Here is a 17,404-nt window from a genome sequence, read left to right as displayed (position 1 = left end):
TTATTACAAAATTAATAGAAATACATCGATTCCGATTTTGGAAAATTTATTTCGAAAATCGGGGTTTTAGGAAGTAAATTTAACCACGTTAACTATTGTTATCGTGGTTTTTTAATTGAAAAGGAGAAAAGAAATGAAGTATTACATTGTCGGGATTGATTCAACACTGGTTGATGCGGGTCTTTCTTCCGAGCCTGACTTGGCAATCATTGCTCGCTTTTTTGAACTGAAAGAGGCGGAGTGTTTCCTAGAGGATTGTTCCCAGGATTTGGAACATCTTTCTTACAAAATCGTTGCTTCATTTATTTAGAAAGGTAAGGTATTAAGATGAATGTAAAAGTAGTAAGTGTGCAGAAGGTTACAACAAAAGAGGGTACTGTTATGTACCGTGTATTTGCTTCCCTGCCTGATGGCTCTGTCGGGAATTTTTGGGGCGTGAATGAATACAAAGTTGGTGATACTGTCACACTTGTCGTTGCAGTCAATAAGGAATGTAAATTCATTGTGCGACCAGCATTTAGCAAATAACGCAAGGGCGCATACGGTTTACCGTGCGCCCGGCGTTTGTGGCTATACTTGATATTAGCCACAAATAACAGTCATTTTGTGAAAAATGGCTTTCTATCGTTATAATCAGCGTACCAAGATTTATCCTGACGGGCAGACAAAGACGATTACATTTAACCATCCTGTTTTCAATCCTCACAAATTACCAGTTGTCTCACACAGGAGGACTTATAAAAAGGATAAGAATGTAACCCGGTCTGACAGTCTCAAAAGGGGTATTGATAAAATCTATGATATTGCAATGATAAATGACTTTGATTACTTTATCACCTTTACATTAGATAAGAACAAGGTCGATAGATATGATTATAATGAGATTTGTAAGAAGTTAAAGAACTGGTTAAATAATGGTACAAAGAGGATGAACCTGAAATATCTGATTGTCCCTGAACTGCATAAGGATGGAGCTGTCCATTTCCATGGCCTTGTCAGTGGTGATTTTACTATGCTGGACAGTGGGAAGGTTACAAGCAATGGTCAGCCGATATATAACCTTAAGAACTGGCATTATGGGTTTACAACATGTATCCCTCTCTATGGTGAGAGGGTGGCGGTCGCACGTTATATTTGTAAATACATAACGAAGGACACCAGGCGTATTTTAGGCAATCTTTATTACAGTGGGGGAGGTGTGAAACGTGAACCCGATTCAAGTTTTTCTTATACTCCTTACTTCCGTGCTCTTGGTAATGAGTTTCTTGTGGGCTGTACTGGCCTGCGGGTCAAATACTATGAATCTTACGGAACCTGTGGAGAGGAAGGAGAAGTATGATTATGAGTGACAGAAGGGTGAGGGTAGTGACATACATAGATGTGGATATGTTGTTGATATTGGACAGGATATGTAAACACGCTGGCATTCTGCGTGATGATTTTATCAATTCATCGTTACGGGGTGCAGTCAGCTATCTGAGGGGTGACTCTGATGAAGACAGAAAATAGCACTGATGTCCTTGAACTGTTGACCAATATCAATGACAATCTGAACGTGCTGAACTGCATGTTCTATATCTTCATCGTGGTCGGCGGTGTATATCTGTTCTGGAAGATGGTGTATAAACTGTTGATGCGGTTTGGCTGATTGGGTGGTGAATCTATGGATAGAAATACGAAGATACTGGCTTTTGTCGATATGCTTCTGATGGTCCTATTCGCAGGGGCATTGTTGATGCTCATGTGTTCAGGGGAATAGATAATTTAAAGAAAGGGGTATATTATGGGAGAAGATGTAAACCTGGCATTCCTTACCAGTGGGATGCTCAAGCCGATTACCGATGCTCTGAGTGATAACCTTGAGGTCTTGTTGCCTGTCGGTATCGCTGTCATGGGCATCCTGGTAGGCATTTCGTTAATTCCTAGGATAGTCTACAAGTTCCTGTAACTGTATGCTGAAATGAGATTTAGAAGAAAGGGGTGTACATATGTTGACTAGTGCCATGCTTGCACCGATTACCTCTGCGGTCAGTGATAACCTTGGTGTGTTACTGCCAGTGGGTATTACCATCATGGGTATCATGATTGGTGTCAGCCTGATTCCGAGAATCGTCTATAAATTCCTGTAATTGGCTGTATGGGGTTGGCTTTGTGGCTGACCCCTTTGTTATTGAAAGGGGTGTTTTTATGGTCTTGGATACCTATAATTATGTGATGAACCATAGGTTATTGCGTGTCATGGTTCTTGCCTTCATGATATTCAGCATTATCTTTTGTGGTGCAATGGTGGAATATTCCCATGCGATTGTTTGGGCGATTCCTGCAATTGAAGTTGTGGCAACTATTTTGATTGCCTGTGGAGTAATTTCTGCAACGGATACTGATTTAAAAGCTGTAGCGACTGCATTTTATAATTCTTTGGCGGGTCAAGCCTTACTTGATGTTGTAAATATTGCTGGTACGTTTTCAGAAGTTACGAGTGGAAATTTTACGTTTAAAGCCACGAAGGCGATTGTTAATGCTGTAGCTGATTGGATTGCTGATATTTGGGAAGAGAGTGGTAATTTAGTATTACCTGGTGGCGGGGTTGTGATTGATGATGTTGATTTGTCTTTTTTGCCTGTTATAAGTAGTAATACTATAGCGTCATCTTCATCTTCTGATATTGTTGGTATGATGATGTCTGTTTCTTCTTTGGCTCCTTATACCACTTATTTTCCCAAACAATCTCCTTATACTGATTATTATTTGCTTGAATTGCCTGCTGTGCGTTCTCTGCATAACGTTGGTATTTCTGATGATCAAATAATTGGTACTTTTTTAACCATTTATACTAATGATTCTGTTACTGCTCCACTTCCAGTAGAAGATTCTCAGGCTTATTCTACTTATTATGATTCTACGGGGGCTTTAGCTAAATCCTGGCGTCAATCAAGTAGGTATAGGCGTATTGCTTTGGCTGATTACGATGGTGTGTATCGTCTTTTGTTGGCTACTGATTCTGGTAGCTATGCCGCTTATGATTTTGTTGGGACTACTACAACTTTTCCACGTACAGAGGTAAAGTCGGATACTACCTATTTCCCAAAAGAAGTGACAGATGCTGCTGCCGGAAGTTCTACGGCATTTCCATCCAACACAGCTAGCAAGCCATTGACTACCGAGACTCCTTTGACAATCCCCGAAACTGGCGTGAACAGTAATACGGGCGTTGGTGATGTCCGTACCGATGCGGGGACTGCCGAAGGGGAACAGACAGGTACTATCATCGGGTGGCTTGAAATGGTGTGGGATGGTGTTTGTGCAATTCCCGATGCGATAGCAGGGGCAGGCACTGCCGTGATAGACTTTGTCACTGACCTGGTTGTTCCTTCTGATACTGTATGGGATGATTTCATGGCTGATGTCGTTGACATTGTTTCACCGCCAAACACGGTCAACTTTAATAAATATGTGTCCAGTATTGCAATTCCCGATGTCAAGGTGAATTGGAAGGGGCAGACACTTACCATTGTCGATAATGGCAACTTGAGGGACAATGTTACTACATGGCGTAAATATATCGGTGCGTTCCTGGCTGTACTGCTGATAATCTATAACTACAACATGTTCATGAAGCTTATGGGTCTTGGCACGCTGACATTGACGGAAAGCGGACGTGTTCCCGATGTCTCCATCAATAACCTGAGTGGCAATGCGGCACTTCCTGTGCCGAAGGGAAAGAGGTGATTTCATGATTTGGACGTTTCTGTTGAAAATCATCTTAATCCCCGTCAGGCTTATTTTTGGTCTGATTGGACTTCTCCCGAATGTCTCCGTGACAGTGGGGGAGTATGCTGTCAAGGCAATTGGATGGGGCTGCTATATGTGCGGTACGCCTGTTATATCTGCCCTTTTTGTCAGCATTGCGGGTTGGTGTACGGTCTTTGCCGTGATAGCCGTGTTCAAGTTCATCAAGCAATATATTCCGTTAGCCTAGTGCCGGAGGTGGGAACCACTAGAGCTTATGGCTCTAGTGGGCGGAGACCTAGTGGAGCAACGGCACTAGCCGTTTTGTTGGCATGAAACTGGCGTTGCCATCATATGAGAAAAAAGGAGGTATGGAGTCATGAGGTTTTTGAGTCAGCCGTTCTGGCTGCGTTTGTTGTTGGGGTTGCGGTATCTGCTCCGCTGGCTGTTCAGGAAAGACAGGGGAGGTGGACAGCTTCATCTCTATGGAATCTATGGGTTTTTGGGATTGCCTGGCAAGGGGAAGACCATGGCAATGACGTATGTATTGAATGAATATCGAAAAAAATATGGTGATGATATCCTGATATGTTCGAACTATTATTTCGATAAACAGGACTTTGCATTTACAGATTGGAGACAGCTGTTGGTTCAATATGACAAGCCCTTGATTGTCGCATGGGATGAAGTACAGAATGAATTCAACAGCCGTAATTTCAAGAATTTCCCGACACAGCTGTTGACGTTGCTCACGCAGAACAGGAAGGGACATGGCGTGCAGATTCTCTATACCGCTCAACGTTTTGACCGAGTTGACAAGGTGTTCCGTGAACTGACCAACTATTTCTTCGACTGCAAGACCCTCTGTAAGCGTCTGACCATCTGTAAGGGGTATGATGATGAAAATTATCTGATGCTACATAACGAGGTGGATATCAACCGAAAGATGAAGATACATCCTAGTTTCAAGATTAAGTTCATACAGACCGATGAAATACGTGAGATGTATGACTCTTATAAGATGCTGGATTCTGCAAAGTCGAAAGAGTACCTGAGCAGGGAAGAGCAGGCACTCATCAACCAGTAGGACGTGAAGAACAAATCAGTTACCTTCCATGGATTCGCACCATTCAGACTGACGTCATAAAATGGGATATGATTGAAGGTAACTGATTTGTTGCGAATCCTTCCAAATTGCCTGTCAATTTGGAACTGTTCCGTATATAGATAAAATCCCCATCAAGGGGATTTTTCCTTTTTATTACAGCCATTCTATTAATACAGGTAGCCATATGTATATTGCAATTCCTGTTAGAAATATTGCCAGGAATTTATTTATATTTCTCCATATCATTCTACGTTTGCCTTTTGGGGTGAATTCGGCTTGCTTTTTCTGTCTTATGATTTGATAGGTTACGACTTCTTCGTGTTCATCTTTCCATTTCTGTTCATGGTCGATGACTTGTTGTGATGAAGTGGTTGATTCTACATTCTGGTGCTTTTCATCTTCATATTCCTTTAAGTGGTTCTCAAATTGGGGTGCAGAGCGTTTCATTTCCTTCTTCCAGTTCTTTCTGAGTTCCTTGTATTGTGCCTTGCTGTCAGGCTCGTAGTATTTCATCGCACACATTTCTTTTCTCCTCGTATCGCATATGAGATACCTAGATTATACCATGAATTCAGACAATTTGTAAATATGGCTTGACAACCAAAAGGGCATGTAGTAATATGATAGCAGTGGTTAAATCTATTCCTAAAATCATAATTTTGGGAATAGTTTTGACGACTTCTCAAATAGATACCATTCAAGGACTTCAAATAAATAAAACCTCCTGGACAAATTACTATAACTAGTCCAGGAGGTTTTATTTGTATAGGAAAAATCATTTGTGTGTTGCCTGTTATATTATGTGGAAACTGGAATCGAAAATTCCGCTATTTCCATTTTTATAATTAGAAATCTTTAAAAAATCGAGGCTCTATTTTGCGTTTTAAGCGATTTTTTTGTATGCGGTCGATATCTTGTCCTATGGCATTGTCCCTTAAAAGGCTTATTCTGCCTGCTTTAAAAAATTTCCCTTTTGCTGATTAAGAATATACCGGTATGATGATTTTTTGGCCAGCCTCCAATTGGTCGGCGGAAATTTCGTTGAGGTCGCAAATCTCATAAACGACTTGGCGGAGATCCATGTTGTCCGGTGCATATTCTGATGCGATATCCCAAAGTGTATCGCCGGATTCTATCTTAACCAAGTTGTATTCCGTCATGGATGAACTGCTGACTGTGTTTATGCCGGTCAAAGAGCCTAGTATCGTAAAGATGCAAAGAATTGCAACAACTAGAAAAGTTGTAAACCTAAATTTGGATGTAATTCTGTATTTCTTATTCATTCTCTCACCTTCTTAAACATTTGTTCGTTTTCTATATAATATCAGAATAAATGTTCTTTGTCAATAGAAAAATAAACAAATGTTCGCACAGAGGGGGATTGTAAAACAGAGACGCTGACAAAGCTTCATTCATATGTACTTGTGCTATCCGCATGAGAATGCTCTTTTCTAATTAAAAAAGCTCCTTACATATAGTAAAGAGCGACTGTGTTTCTTTGTGCCTATCCGGCAATGGTTCCGTTAGGTACTGGTTTTTCAGGCTGTGCGAGAACAGGTATGATACCACTTTCATATCCGATATCGAAAAGCATGCCTTCTGACAGTTCTCCTGCCATCTTTCTCGGAGCCAGGTTAACGACAAAGAGCGCCTGCTGCCCTTCTATTTCCTTTGGATTATCCCGTTCTCCCTTCATCCCCACCAAAATCTGCCTTTTAAAATCACCGAAATCGACAATCAATTTTACCAGCTTATTGGATTTTGGCATGTCCTCCACTGTTTCAATCGTTCCGACTCTGATATCGATTTTATCTAAATCATCGATTGTAATGTTAGGCTTTACATCTTTCATTTTCTTGTTTCCTTTCATTTATAATAGATATTGAGAACCTTTGATTTGTCTTTCAATTCATCTTCTAAAAGAATCTAATCGACGATTTTTTCATAGAATTTGTCTAAGTATTTACTAATTCTTTTTCGAAAAATAATACAGATGATAAATGCTATGACTGCAAAGACAGCAATGATTCCCATGCCGATATAGTGTTGCTTCATATACAGGGCGCCGATCAAAAGACTGCCAGCCATGCCAGGTGTTCTGCCGATCAAAGATAAGATTAAAAATGGCTTAAATTTCATTTCTGAAACACCAGCAGCATAACTGACGATATCTTTCGGTAGTCCAGGTATTAGATAAATCAAAAATACGATGGTATAGGCTTTTTTGCTGTTGAGCCTGTCGATAAAATACGTCATTTTTTCTTCACCAAAGAACAGGTGAATCGCATCCTTTCCCAGCAGCTTTGCCAGGTAGAATGAAATCAGCGTACCTAGGGTTGCGCCTACAATCGAATATAATAGGCCCGGCAGAAATCCATACAGATATCCGGCTGCGAACTGAAAAGCTTGCCCTGGAATGATGCTGATGACGATCTGCATGACCTGGACACCGATGTAGATAAAGATGCTCTGTGTCTTGTACATTTCTAAAAATACAATGATATCCTCAAAGGATCGAAACTGATTGAGAAAATCCCTTTGAAAAAAGTACACATATAGAGGAATCGCGATGACGATTCCGGCTAAAATTGTCAGCTTCAAAATTGACAAGATAACCTTCACCTTTTTGGCGCGTTTTAGATTCGCTTTCACCTCGTCCTTCGTACGGTGAGCACTCTCTTTCAATTCATCAAATTCATCTTTTGCACGGTGCGCGTTGTCCTTGAATGATTCTTTATCCATAATACACCTCTAATCCTGTAAACTTAAAAATTCTCCAACAACCCTTTTTTGTACAACTGATTTACGGATTTCAAAACCCCGAATTTTGAATGTTCGTAAGTCAGTCCCCCCTGAAAATAAACATTATAAGGTTCCCTGATAGGCGCGTCTGCACTGAGTTCGATAGATGATCCTTGAACAAAAGCGCCTGCTGCCATGACAACTTCTGATTCATAACCTGGCATTTCCCATGGGAGCGGTGTAACATGTGCATCGATTGGTGCTGCGGCCTGAATACCTTCACAAAAGGAGACGACGGCTTCCGCAGAACCCAGCCTGACAGCTTGTATGATATCACTGCGGTCATCGCTGGCACCGGGACAGACTTCATATCCCAGCATTTCGTAGACTTTCGCACAGAGTATTGCCCCTTTGACGGCACCGTTTACGACTTTTGGCGCCATAAAAATACCTTGCAGCATAGATCTGGTCTGCCCGAAGGTCAAACCACATTCACCGCCGATGCCCGGACAAGTCATTCTATAGGATATTTTTTCTACTAAATCGCTGCGGCCGCAGACGTAACCGCCTGTCAGAGCGAGGCCGCCGCCGGGGTTCTTAATTAAAGAACCCGCCATTACATCAATTCCAACGTTTGTCGGTTCTTTGATATCCAAAAACTCTCCGTAGCAATTATCCGCCATACAGACGATACTCGGATTCTTTTGATGAACAAAATCCGTCAATTCTTTGATTTGGTTTACGGTAATAGATTTACGCCAACCATATCCGGTAGCGCGCTGCACAGAGACCATTTTTGTCTTTTCGGAGATGGCCTTGCCCAGGGTTTCTAAATCAATAGAACCATCGGGCAGTAATTCCACCTGTTGATAGGTGATGCCGTATTCTTTGAGAGACCCCTTCCCTTCTCCCCGGATGCCAATCACTTCTTCCAGGGTATCATAGGGACCGCCGCTGCAGTAGATTAATTCGTCGCCAGGCCTCAAAATGCCCATTAAAGTGATAGCAAGTGCATGAGTGCCGTTTACAATGGTCGGTCTCACGAGAGCAGCTTCTGTACCGAAGATTTCCGCATAAACGCTTTCAACAGCTGCTCGACCAGGATCATCGTATCCATATCCAGTGTTCCAGGCAAAGTGCATGTCTGCAATTCTGTTCTTCTGAAGAGCGGACAAAACTTTATATTGGTTAAAAGCCATCGTATCATCTAGAGCAGCGAACTCCTTTGAAATCGCCTGCTCAGCTTTTTTTACTAATTCTAATACTTTTTCTTCTATTTCAAAATCCTTTATCAGTAGTGCATCTGTATAATTGTTCATATTTTCTCCATTTAATGTATATTACAATATATGATTATAGTCTTTTTCAGCGATTTGTAAATAAGTACAGTTAACCTTTAAGTAAAACTTAAGATTTTCGTTCGATTTGTGAAAGAATGATAGCAAAGAAAATCAAGCCACATCCCAGATATTCCTTCATAGACAACATCTCCTGAAAAAAAAGCATACCTGCCAACATGGTGAAAATCGTTTCACTGCTGAGAAGCAGGGAAGCTTTTGCTGGTTCCACATATTTTTGACCGAGTATTTGAAAGGTATAACCCAAACCGCAAGACACAACACCAGCATATAAAATTGGCACGGCAGCGGCGAATATACGATTCCAATAAATGTCTTCTAAGAACAGCGCTAAAACCAGACTGATCAGCCCGGTTACTAGGAACTGCAGGCTGGAAAACTTTACAGGGTCAATTTTGTTCACATAATAGTCTATGACATAGATATGTACAGCACAGCCCAGAGAAGCCAAAAGCATCATGATGTCCCCTTTGTTGATTCCAGTGAGGCCTTCGCTCATACACATGAGATAGAATCCGCTAAGGGCGATGAGCACTGCAATCCATATCTTCTTGTCGACCTTCTTTTTTAAAAATAAACCGCCAAGAGGCACTAATATAATATATAGGGCGGTTATAAATCCGGATTTGCCAACCGTAGTAAACTGAATGCCGGTTTGTTGAAGAATCGTAAAGAAAAAGACTACCAATCCACAGACGAATCCGCCTTTCAATAGTGCTGCCGGATGGTGTTCGGCCGCCTTTTGCTCTAATGTTTTTTTCTTATCCAGAATGACGATGAGGGGAAACATGGATAGGCTCCCCAATGTACAGCGAATTCCTGTAAAGGTCAAAGGACCCAGGGTTTCAGTACCTGCCTTTTGTGCCACTAATGCAAATCCCCAAATAATGGCTGCCAGGATGAGAAATATAACACCTTTCATGCTGGCTGTCTTCATTTTTCTGTCCTCTCTTTTTCCCACTCCATGTCTTTGACCAAATCTCGCTTCACATTCTGTTTGTGCTGTGCGTAGAGTTGGGTAGTCGTTACCTGCTCATGGTCTAAGAGTGCAGCCACATCGTAGATGGAATTACCACGACCGATGAGGCTGGTGGCAGCTGTGGCACGCAGCTTGTGAGGGCTGTACCCAGCTTTTTTTGATGTATGCAGGGCGATAGCGGTATATTTTTTTACTAGTTCTCGAATCTGTCTGTCCGTCATTCGTTTTCCCTGTAAAGACAAAAAGAGAGCATCTTTATGTTCCTCGATCAAAGTGTCCTCTGCAGGCCGTTCATTGGAAAGATAGTCTTCTACTGCAGCTGTTGACGATTCATTGAGCGGCATGACAGATTCTTTCCCCCGCTTTCTATAAATTTTAAATTCACCCCGCGAGAAATTAAAGGATGACACGTTGAGCTGCTGCAGTTCTGATAGACGAAGGCCATAAGTGAGGAAGAGCATCAAAATTGCCTTGTCCCTCTTTTTTGTCTTCTGCCAATAAGCATATTCGTGCTTTGTCAGACCAGTGCCATTGGTTACAGCATCCAGCATAATCATAACCTCGTCATCCTGGAGGGCTTTAATTTCCTTTTCACCGGCTTTTGGAACGCGAATCGGGTCAAACCCATCAGTAATGTTCTTTGATAGCAGCTGATCGCGATAGAGCTGCTTGAACATGACGGAAACCGAGGACCTCTTGCGAGCCAGGGTCTTGTTATTATTTTCATAAATATAGATGTCTTTGTCGGTTTCTACCTTATATTTTCTGCAATAGTCCAAGTAAATATTGATATCTACCGCCTTAATTCTTTCGAATTCTTTCAGTGTGATTTCAGAGGTTTTTTCTGCAGACGTCAAGTCCGTCTCTGTAATTAGATAATTACAGAAAAAACGGATATCGTGAAGATAAGCAAGCCTGGTCATAGGAAGTACGTTTCCCTTTAGATAGATAAAAAAACCTTTTAGAAACCTGGGCAGTTCTTTTTCAAGTTCTTCGCATTCCTCGAAAATCTGCGCTTCTTTTTTTACGATATTATCCGGCTTGTCGCTTTTATTGTGTATTTTTACTTCTTTTCCAGCCATTGAAAGATCTCCTTCAGACAGTCTGCATCGCTGTCGTATTCTGAAATATTGAACCACTTCATTTCTTTATATCGCTTAAACCAGGTCAATTGACGCTTGGCATAGTGACGGGTGTTTTTCTTGACCAAGTCGATGGCTTCCTGCAGGGAATACTGACCGTGATAATAAGCGATGATTTCTTTATAACCGATGCCTTTCATGGAGATGTCCCCTTCCGTCAGGCCTTTGGCCAAGAGTTCTCTGACTTCCTCCAAAAGTCCGCGTTTTATGAGGAGGTCAACTCTCCTGTTGATACGGTCGTATAATTCTTCACGATTTCTGGTCAAACCGATTAAGATGGCATCGTAGTCTGCCGTCGGCTGCAGATCTTTTGAAAAATCTCTGACCTTTTTGCCTTCTTCCGCTGCTTCCAGAGCGCGAACTACCTTTTTGATGTTGTTAGGATGAATCCTATTGGCAGCGTCCGGGTCTGCATTGGCTAGTTTTTTATGGAGATATTCCGGACCAAATTCGTCGGCTTCTCGATATAGCTGGTCTCTGTAAGCATCGTTTCGCGGCGGCGCGCTGAAATCCATATCATAAAGCAGTGCATTGAGATAAAGACCGGTGCCTCCCGCGATAACGGGTGTTTTTTCCTTTGCGAAGATTTCCTCGATGGCTTTCTTGGCCAGCGCCTGATACTTTGCTGCAGAAAAAGCTTGGGCAGGATCGATCTCATCCACCAAATAATGCTTGACGCGGGCTTGTTCTTCTGCTGTCGGTTTTGCACTGCCGATGTCCATATATTTGTACAGCTGCATAGAATCGCAGGAAACGATTTCCCCGTTCACCTTGAGAGCGGTTTCGATGGCGTATTCAGTTTTTCCGACGGCCGTAGGGCCGCAAATTACGATGATTTTTCTTTCCATATATTTTTATGCTCGCTTAAACATTCTTTCAATTTCATATTGTGAAAATTTTATAAAGGTCGGCCTGCCATGAGGGCAGGAAAAAGGATTCCGACAGCGTTTCAACTGATCCAGGAGCGCTTTCATTTCTTCCATCGAGATGTAATCATGGGCCTTGATTGCAGATTTACAGGACTTTGTAATCAATTTGTTAATGACCACTGTATTGTTCAGATTCGTTCCTTCTGTCACATTGTCGATATAGATTTTAACAAAATCCTCAGCTTCAGAAAGATCCATAAAGGTTGGAATTTCACGAATAACATAGGAATTCTGACCAAAGTCTTCGATGGTGAAGCCCATTTCTGTTAGCGAATCCAGCCAGTCATACTCATTTTCTTTGACGGCTAGAGGCGCTTCGATGATGATGGGTGTCAAAATCGGCTGGCGAACTTTTTCGCTGGTCAGATATTCACTCACTAGCTTTTCATAGAAAACACGTTCATGGGCCGCATGCTGATCGATCAGATAAAAATTTTTTTCATCTACTGCTGTAATATAGGTGCCGAAAATTGCACCTGTCAGTTCTAGTTCATCAAAGTCAAAGGGCTGCAGAAATGGTTTTTCGATAGATATCTCCGCTTTCTTTTGTGGCAGAGTTTGTTCCCTTTCCTCTTTGACAAGAGGCTGTTCCTGCTTCTGTTCCTCTGTGCGTGTCTCTTGATAAGGGCGCAAGGTCTCTTTCACTTGTGGCAGTTCTCTTTTGGTAGACAATATCTGTTTTATGTCTATCTGATTTTCTGCTCTATCTTTACTTTTTATAGGCGTGGACACTTCATCTTTGAAGATGTCTTTTGCTTCGATGACGGCGGCTTTCGTACCTAACGTTTCTTTTACAGCATGGGAGACTAGCTCGATGATTTCATTTTCGTTATCAAAGCGCACTTCCCTCTTGTTGGGATGAATATTGACATCCAGCCTTTCAGGATCTGTAAAAATGAAGAGAAAGGCTACCGGATATCTTCCTTCAAAGAGACGTTCTTTATACCCTTCTGTTACGCCTCGTTCGATCACTTTGCTGGCAACCACCCTGCCGTTGACAAAGAAAATCTGGTTGCGCCTGGTGGTGCGAGATAGGGAAGGCTTTGAGATATAACCAGTAATGCTGCCCGCATTCTCACGGTGATCAACAGCCACTAAATCCTTGTATTCACTCAATTTGTAGACCGAAAGGATGGCGTTGAGAATATCACCTTTCCCGGTCGTTGAAAAAGCGATATTTCCATTATTGATGAAACGGAACCTGATGTTCGGGTAGGCCAAAGCAATCTGGGACATGAAATCTATAATCTGTCCACTTTCTGCAGAGTCTGATTTGAGAAATTTCTGTCTTGCCGGCGTATTATAGAACAGATCGGTGATGATAATCGTAGTGCCGTCGGGACAGCCGGTCCCACTATTTGAAAGGACTTCACTGCCGTGAATCAGCAGTTTGGTCCCCACTTTTGCCTCTCTTGTTTTTGTCACCAACTCTGTATGGGTAACGGCTGCGATGCTGGCTAGGGCTTCTCCCCGAAAACCCAGTGTCTCTATGGCATTTAAATCCTTTGCTGTCTCTATTTTACTGGTAGCGTGACGGAGAAAAGCCGTTTCTACCTCATTCCTGCTGATTCCACAGCCGTTGTCTGTGACTCTGATGTAGGATTTTCCGCCATTTTTTATCTCTACGATAATAGAATCAGCTCCAGAGTCGATGGAGTTTTCTACTAGCTCTTTGACAATGGAGACAGGCCTTTCTATGACCTCCCCTGCGGCGATTTTGTCCGCAACATTCTTTTCTAATACTCTAATCATCAATTGCTTCCTTCAATTCTTCTAAAATCTTGATGGCTTGTGACGGTGTGACTTCCATAAGATCCAGCTCTTTCAGTCTATCTACGACGGGGTTCGGACCTGGCGTAAAGAACGAAATCTGTTCCTCATCCGTCACTGTGATTTCACTCTGTTTCGGTGCGGTGATTTCAATCTGCACACTCCCAGCCTCTAATCCGTGAAGTTTATTTTGTGCGTTTTCTAAAAGCCCATGGGGGATACCGGCCAGTTTTGCTACGTGGATGCCGTAGCTGCGGCTGGCTGAGCCGGGAATGATTTTGTGCAGGAATACGATATTTCCGTTTTCCTCGGAAACATCTACATTGAGATTGCGTACCCCCTGAATTTGTTCTTCCAGAACGGTCAGTTCATGATAATGGGTTGCAAAGAGTGTTCTGATATGGGTTTTCTCGTTACACAGGTAGTCCACAGCTGCCCAAGCGATGGAGAGTCCGTCATAAGTGCTGGTGCCGCGGCCGATTTCGTCCAGAATGATCAGGCTTCGCTCCTTGGAGCAGTTGAGGATGTATGCCAGTTCACTCATCTCCACAAAGAAGGTGGACTGCCCCTGTGCCAGATTATCCGATGCGCCGATTCTCGTGAAGATTCTATCCACCACGCCGATACGTGCATATTCACAAGGAACAAAACAGCCCGCCTGGGCCATGAGGACAATCAAAGCAGTCTGTCTCATGTAGGTTGACTTACCTGCCATGTTAGGTCCGGTGATAATCAACATGCTGGTATCTGTATTATTTAAGTACGTATCATTTGAAACAAACATACCGTCAGATATCATCTGCTCAATGACTGGATGTCTGCCCTTTTCAATCTGCAGTTCCAAACTTTCATCGATGACTGGTTTCACATATCCAAGCTTATTGCTTACATTAGAGAAAGCACAGAGCACGTCTAATTGGGCAATAGCCTGTGACGTTTCTTGAATTTCTTTAATATAGCCTTGAATATCCGCGCGAATGTCTGTAAACAATTCATATTCCAACTGATTAATTTTGGTTTCAGCGTTGAGAACCAAATTTTCCATTTCTTTCAGTTCCGGTGTAATGTATCGTTCGTTGTTGACTAAGGTCTGTTTCCTGATATAGTCTTCCGGAACCAGTCCTGTATTAGACTTGGTTACATCAATATAATAACCGAAGACCTTATTGAAACCAACTTTTAGATTTTTAATGCCTGTACGTTCTCTTTCCGCATTTTCCAGGTTTGCAATCCACTGTTTGCCATCCTTGATGGAGAACTTGATATGATCGAGCTCCTCTGAATAACCTTCTTTGATGATGCCGCCTTCTTTGATTGTAAAAGGAGCGTCTTCACAGATAGCCTTCTCAATAAGGTCATAGATGTGTTCTAAATCGTGAATCTGACCGCAAAGGTGCTGTAAAAGTGCAGAATGGGAGTATTCCAGACCGCTTTTTATTTCCGGCAGTACGAAAACCGAGTTTTTTAAGGCGATGAGATCTTTGCCGTTAGCGTTTCCTGAAGCGATTCTGCCGGTTAGTCTTTCAAAGTCATAGACCTGCTTCAAGGCCTCTCTGATATTGTTTTCCAACATGGGCTGCTGGGTCAGTTCCTCTACCGCATCTAGCCGCAGATTGATTTCTGAAGCGTTGTTGAGAGGTTCTCTCAGCCACTGTTTCAGTTTCCGGCTTCCCATAGCAGTACCGGTTTTATCCAGAACACCCAGCAGGGAGCCCTGTATTTTTTTATCATACAAGGTCTCGGTAATTTCCAAATTACGCAGTGTTGCTTTGTCCAAAGACATGTGTTTGCCAATTTCGTAGAATTGGCAGCGAGTCAGCTGTTTTAAATTTTGCTTCTGGGTTTCTAGCAAATAGGCCAAAAGTGCACCCAGGGACAGTATGCAAAGGTCTCTGCCGGCAAGCCCTAAGGACGTTAGCGAAATAGAGCTAAATTGGGCTTTAATTGCGTCTTCTGCGGCTTTTTGAGCGTAATAGGAATCATTCATCACAAAGAGAAAACCGCCTGTTACAGCTTTAATTTCGTCTTCACCATAATTGATTGCAAAAGATTCGTTAATCATAATTTCCTTGGCGTCTATTTTTACCAGTTCATTGAGTACATCTTCGAAAAGATTAATGCTAGCCGTCTCTTCTGTAGTGTAAAGCTCACCAGTAGAAATATCGCAATAAGAAATGGACATACCGCTCTTGTCCATATAAACCGATGCCAGATAGTTGTTTTCTTTCTCGTTAAGCATGGTTTGGGAAGTCACTGTTCCCGGCGTAACAATCTGTATCACCTCTCGTTTTACGATACCTTTTGCCGCTGCAGGGTCTTCTGTCTGTTCGCAAATTGCAACTTTGTAGCCCTTTTCCACCAATCTTGCGATATATGTATCTGCGGAATGAAAAGGAACTCCGCACATGGGAGCCCTTTCCTCTTGACCGCAGTTCTTTCCTGTTAATGTCAACTCTAATTCACGAGATGCTTCAATGGCATCCTCATAAAACATTTCATAAAAATCTCCCAGTCTGAAAAACATGATGCAGTCCTGGTAATCTGCTTTGATTTCTAAATATTGCTGCATCATCGGGGATAATTTGTTTGCCATATATATGTATTTTCTCCTTTTCTTGCTCGTTTCGTTCCTTAGCGAAAAATAAAAATTGTCTATGATTCCTTGCTCTTGGCAATGTATTATGGAACTATTATACCAAAATCTCTGCCTGCTTGTAAAGTCAGGGTGAGATCCTCTTTGATTTTCTCGTGGAAGACCGTGCGCCACTCGATTTCCTCTGGTGGATTGACATAGAGGGAGGAGAACGCAGTGTGAACAGCATCGTCTTCCTCATCGCAGGCAAATATGATACCAGCACCCCCTATCTCACCATAGGAGCAGTCTTTGACAGAAAAGATGTCTTCTGACAAATCTGGTTCAAGGGTATAGGCGAGCTGAATATAATGCCAATGGTCATCTTCTTCCTTATCTGGTTCGCTGGACAGGATTTTCAGCATATGCTGCTGCCCTGTAAGCGGTCTGATAAAATGGATTTCTTCTCCAATTTCTCTGACCGAGAAACGAGGACCCGATATCTCAACGTCGTCGGCTTCTAGGGAGATTTCAATCTGACTGATATTATTTACGCCGGCGAAATCTTCAGGCCATTCACACTCCATATGGATAATGAGCCAGCCGTCAGAATCATCAAGAGCATAGTGGCTGAGAATCTGCGGCATGTTTTCACAAGGCCCAGCGTCATCATAACGAGGAGGAATCCAGGCATCACTCATAGAACATCCGGAATCTACAGGGTTCCCATCGATTGTGATATGAATGGGAGAAGTCTCTCCATAAGGGCTGTCAGCGTACATTGTTTCTCGCTCTGCAGAGGAGACTTCATCGCAGCGGCCTTCTTTTGCCATCTGCATCAAATAGCCCCATTTGGCATAAAACTCGCTAATCGTCTCATCTTTGATTCTTTTGCAGATGTGAAAGACCGGCCCTTTGTCAAAGAGGTACATGGACAAGACTTTCCATTCCTCATCACCCCAAAGGAAAGTTTTATTGATGGGAACCTCCACACCGGATTTTTGATTCTTCGGACTTTGAAGATCAGCGTAGAAAAAGCTGTCGTAGGAAACATTCCATTCAGACATGATAAAAC

The 17,404-nt window shown here is 42.5% G+C and carries 21 protein-coding genes; 10 read left to right on the top strand and 11 right to left on the bottom strand.

Going from position 1 to position 17,404, the window contains the following annotated elements; all coding sequences use genetic code 11:
- Positions 1 to 133 precede the first annotated feature (133 nt).
- The 10 genes from ACMQ5W_RS16925 (at position 134) to ACMQ5W_RS16880 (ending at position 4,816) form a co-directional block, all read left to right on the top strand.
- Positions 134 to 310, top strand: coding sequence for a hypothetical protein (locus ACMQ5W_RS16925; RefSeq protein WP_419026187.1), 177 nt, complete (start codon positions 134 to 136; stop codon positions 308 to 310).
- Between the two features lie 17 nt (positions 311 to 327).
- Complete coding sequence (locus tag ACMQ5W_RS16920) at positions 328 to 528, top strand: hypothetical protein (RefSeq protein ID WP_419026186.1); 201 nt, start codon at positions 328 to 330, stop codon at positions 526 to 528.
- Between the two features lie 85 nt (positions 529 to 613).
- Entirely contained in the window at positions 614 to 1,339 is a 726-nt protein-coding gene (locus tag ACMQ5W_RS16915) for a rolling circle replication-associated protein (protein ID WP_419026185.1), read from the top strand.
- A 2-nt stretch (positions 1,340 to 1,341) separates the two neighbouring features.
- Complete coding sequence (locus tag ACMQ5W_RS16910) at positions 1,342 to 1,509, top strand: hypothetical protein (protein WP_419026184.1); 168 nt, start codon at positions 1,342 to 1,344, stop codon at positions 1,507 to 1,509.
- A complete protein-coding gene (locus ACMQ5W_RS16905) occupies positions 1,493 to 1,648 on the top strand; it encodes a hypothetical protein (RefSeq protein WP_419026183.1) in 156 nt (51 codons plus the stop codon). Before ACMQ5W_RS16910 ends, ACMQ5W_RS16905 begins: the two co-directional genes overlap by 17 nt.
- Positions 1,649 to 1,783: 135 nt before the next feature.
- Complete coding sequence (locus ACMQ5W_RS16900; RefSeq protein ID WP_419026182.1) at positions 1,784 to 1,948, top strand: hypothetical protein; 165 nt, start codon at positions 1,784 to 1,786, stop codon at positions 1,946 to 1,948.
- Between the two features lie 40 nt (positions 1,949 to 1,988).
- The gene (locus ACMQ5W_RS16895; RefSeq protein WP_419026181.1) at positions 1,989 to 2,129 is read left to right on the top strand and encodes a hypothetical protein; all 141 of its coding nucleotides are present in this window, start codon (positions 1,989 to 1,991) and stop codon (positions 2,127 to 2,129) included.
- Between the two features lie 22 nt (positions 2,130 to 2,151).
- The gene (locus ACMQ5W_RS16890; protein WP_419026180.1) at positions 2,152 to 3,729 is read left to right on the top strand and encodes a hypothetical protein; all 1,578 of its coding nucleotides are present in this window, start codon (positions 2,152 to 2,154) and stop codon (positions 3,727 to 3,729) included.
- A 4-nt stretch (positions 3,730 to 3,733) separates the two neighbouring features.
- Positions 3,734 to 3,979, top strand: a complete 246-nt coding sequence (locus ACMQ5W_RS16885) for a hypothetical protein (RefSeq protein ID WP_419026179.1) — start codon at positions 3,734 to 3,736, stop codon at positions 3,977 to 3,979.
- A gap of 129 nt (positions 3,980 to 4,108) precedes the next feature.
- Positions 4,109 to 4,816, top strand: coding sequence for a hypothetical protein (locus tag ACMQ5W_RS16880; RefSeq protein WP_419026178.1), 708 nt, complete (start codon positions 4,109 to 4,111; stop codon positions 4,814 to 4,816).
- A 174-nt stretch (positions 4,817 to 4,990) separates the two neighbouring features.
- On the opposite strand, the gene ACMQ5W_RS16875 is transcribed toward ACMQ5W_RS16880, so the two are convergent.
- From ACMQ5W_RS16875 to ACMQ5W_RS16825, 11 genes are all read right to left on the bottom strand, one after another.
- Positions 4,991 to 5,359: a hypothetical protein gene (locus ACMQ5W_RS16875; RefSeq protein WP_419026177.1), complete on the bottom strand. Its 369-nt coding sequence runs from the start codon at positions 5,357 to 5,359 to the stop codon at positions 4,991 to 4,993.
- Positions 5,360 to 5,817: 458 nt separating this feature from the next.
- Complete coding sequence (locus ACMQ5W_RS16870) at positions 5,818 to 6,120, bottom strand: cell division suppressor protein YneA (protein WP_148491993.1); 303 nt, start codon at positions 6,118 to 6,120, stop codon at positions 5,818 to 5,820.
- A gap of 221 nt (positions 6,121 to 6,341) precedes the next feature.
- A complete protein-coding gene (locus ACMQ5W_RS16865; RefSeq protein WP_148491994.1) occupies positions 6,342 to 6,689 on the bottom strand; it encodes a tRNA-binding protein in 348 nt (115 codons plus the stop codon).
- A 74-nt stretch (positions 6,690 to 6,763) separates the two neighbouring features.
- Positions 6,764 to 7,579, bottom strand: a complete 816-nt coding sequence (locus ACMQ5W_RS16860; RefSeq protein WP_419026176.1) for a TVP38/TMEM64 family protein — start codon at positions 7,577 to 7,579, stop codon at positions 6,764 to 6,766.
- 23 nt (positions 7,580 to 7,602) lie between these two features.
- Positions 7,603 to 8,898, bottom strand: a complete 1,296-nt coding sequence (locus ACMQ5W_RS16855; RefSeq protein WP_419026175.1) for an aminotransferase class I/II-fold pyridoxal phosphate-dependent enzyme — start codon at positions 8,896 to 8,898, stop codon at positions 7,603 to 7,605.
- Between the two features lie 88 nt (positions 8,899 to 8,986).
- Positions 8,987 to 9,874 carry a DMT family transporter gene (locus tag ACMQ5W_RS16850; RefSeq protein ID WP_419026174.1) on the bottom strand — a complete coding sequence of 296 codons (888 nt, stop codon included), beginning with the start codon at positions 9,872 to 9,874 and terminating at the stop codon, positions 8,987 to 8,989.
- Positions 9,871 to 10,998, bottom strand: coding sequence for a tyrosine-type recombinase/integrase (locus tag ACMQ5W_RS16845; RefSeq protein ID WP_419026173.1), 1,128 nt, complete (start codon positions 10,996 to 10,998; stop codon positions 9,871 to 9,873). The genes ACMQ5W_RS16850 and ACMQ5W_RS16845 overlap by 4 nt, the downstream gene beginning before the upstream one ends.
- Positions 10,980 to 11,906 carry a tRNA (adenosine(37)-N6)-dimethylallyltransferase MiaA gene (gene miaA / locus ACMQ5W_RS16840; protein ID WP_419026172.1) on the bottom strand — a complete coding sequence of 309 codons (927 nt, stop codon included), beginning with the start codon at positions 11,904 to 11,906 and terminating at the stop codon, positions 10,980 to 10,982. The genes ACMQ5W_RS16845 and miaA overlap by 19 nt, the downstream gene beginning before the upstream one ends.
- 6 nt (positions 11,907 to 11,912) lie before the next feature.
- Positions 11,913 to 13,739 carry a DNA mismatch repair endonuclease MutL gene (mutL, locus tag ACMQ5W_RS16835; protein ID WP_419026171.1) on the bottom strand — a complete coding sequence of 609 codons (1,827 nt, stop codon included), beginning with the start codon at positions 13,737 to 13,739 and terminating at the stop codon, positions 11,913 to 11,915.
- Positions 13,732 to 16,350 carry a DNA mismatch repair protein MutS gene (gene mutS / locus ACMQ5W_RS16830; RefSeq protein WP_419026170.1) on the bottom strand — a complete coding sequence of 873 codons (2,619 nt, stop codon included), beginning with the start codon at positions 16,348 to 16,350 and terminating at the stop codon, positions 13,732 to 13,734. The genes mutL and mutS overlap by 8 nt, the downstream gene beginning before the upstream one ends.
- A gap of 86 nt (positions 16,351 to 16,436) precedes the next feature.
- Positions 16,437 to 17,396: a hypothetical protein gene (locus ACMQ5W_RS16825; RefSeq protein ID WP_419026169.1), complete on the bottom strand. Its 960-nt coding sequence runs from the start codon at positions 17,394 to 17,396 to the stop codon at positions 16,437 to 16,439.
- Between the last annotated feature and the right edge of the window lie 8 nt (positions 17,397 to 17,404).

Source organism: Emergencia sp., from assembly GCF_048465375.1.
GTDB lineage: Bacteria > Bacillota > Clostridia > Peptostreptococcales > Anaerovoracaceae > Senimuribacter.
Note: the sequence above shows the minus strand (reverse complement) of the source record. Positions and strands in the feature narration are given on the sequence as shown.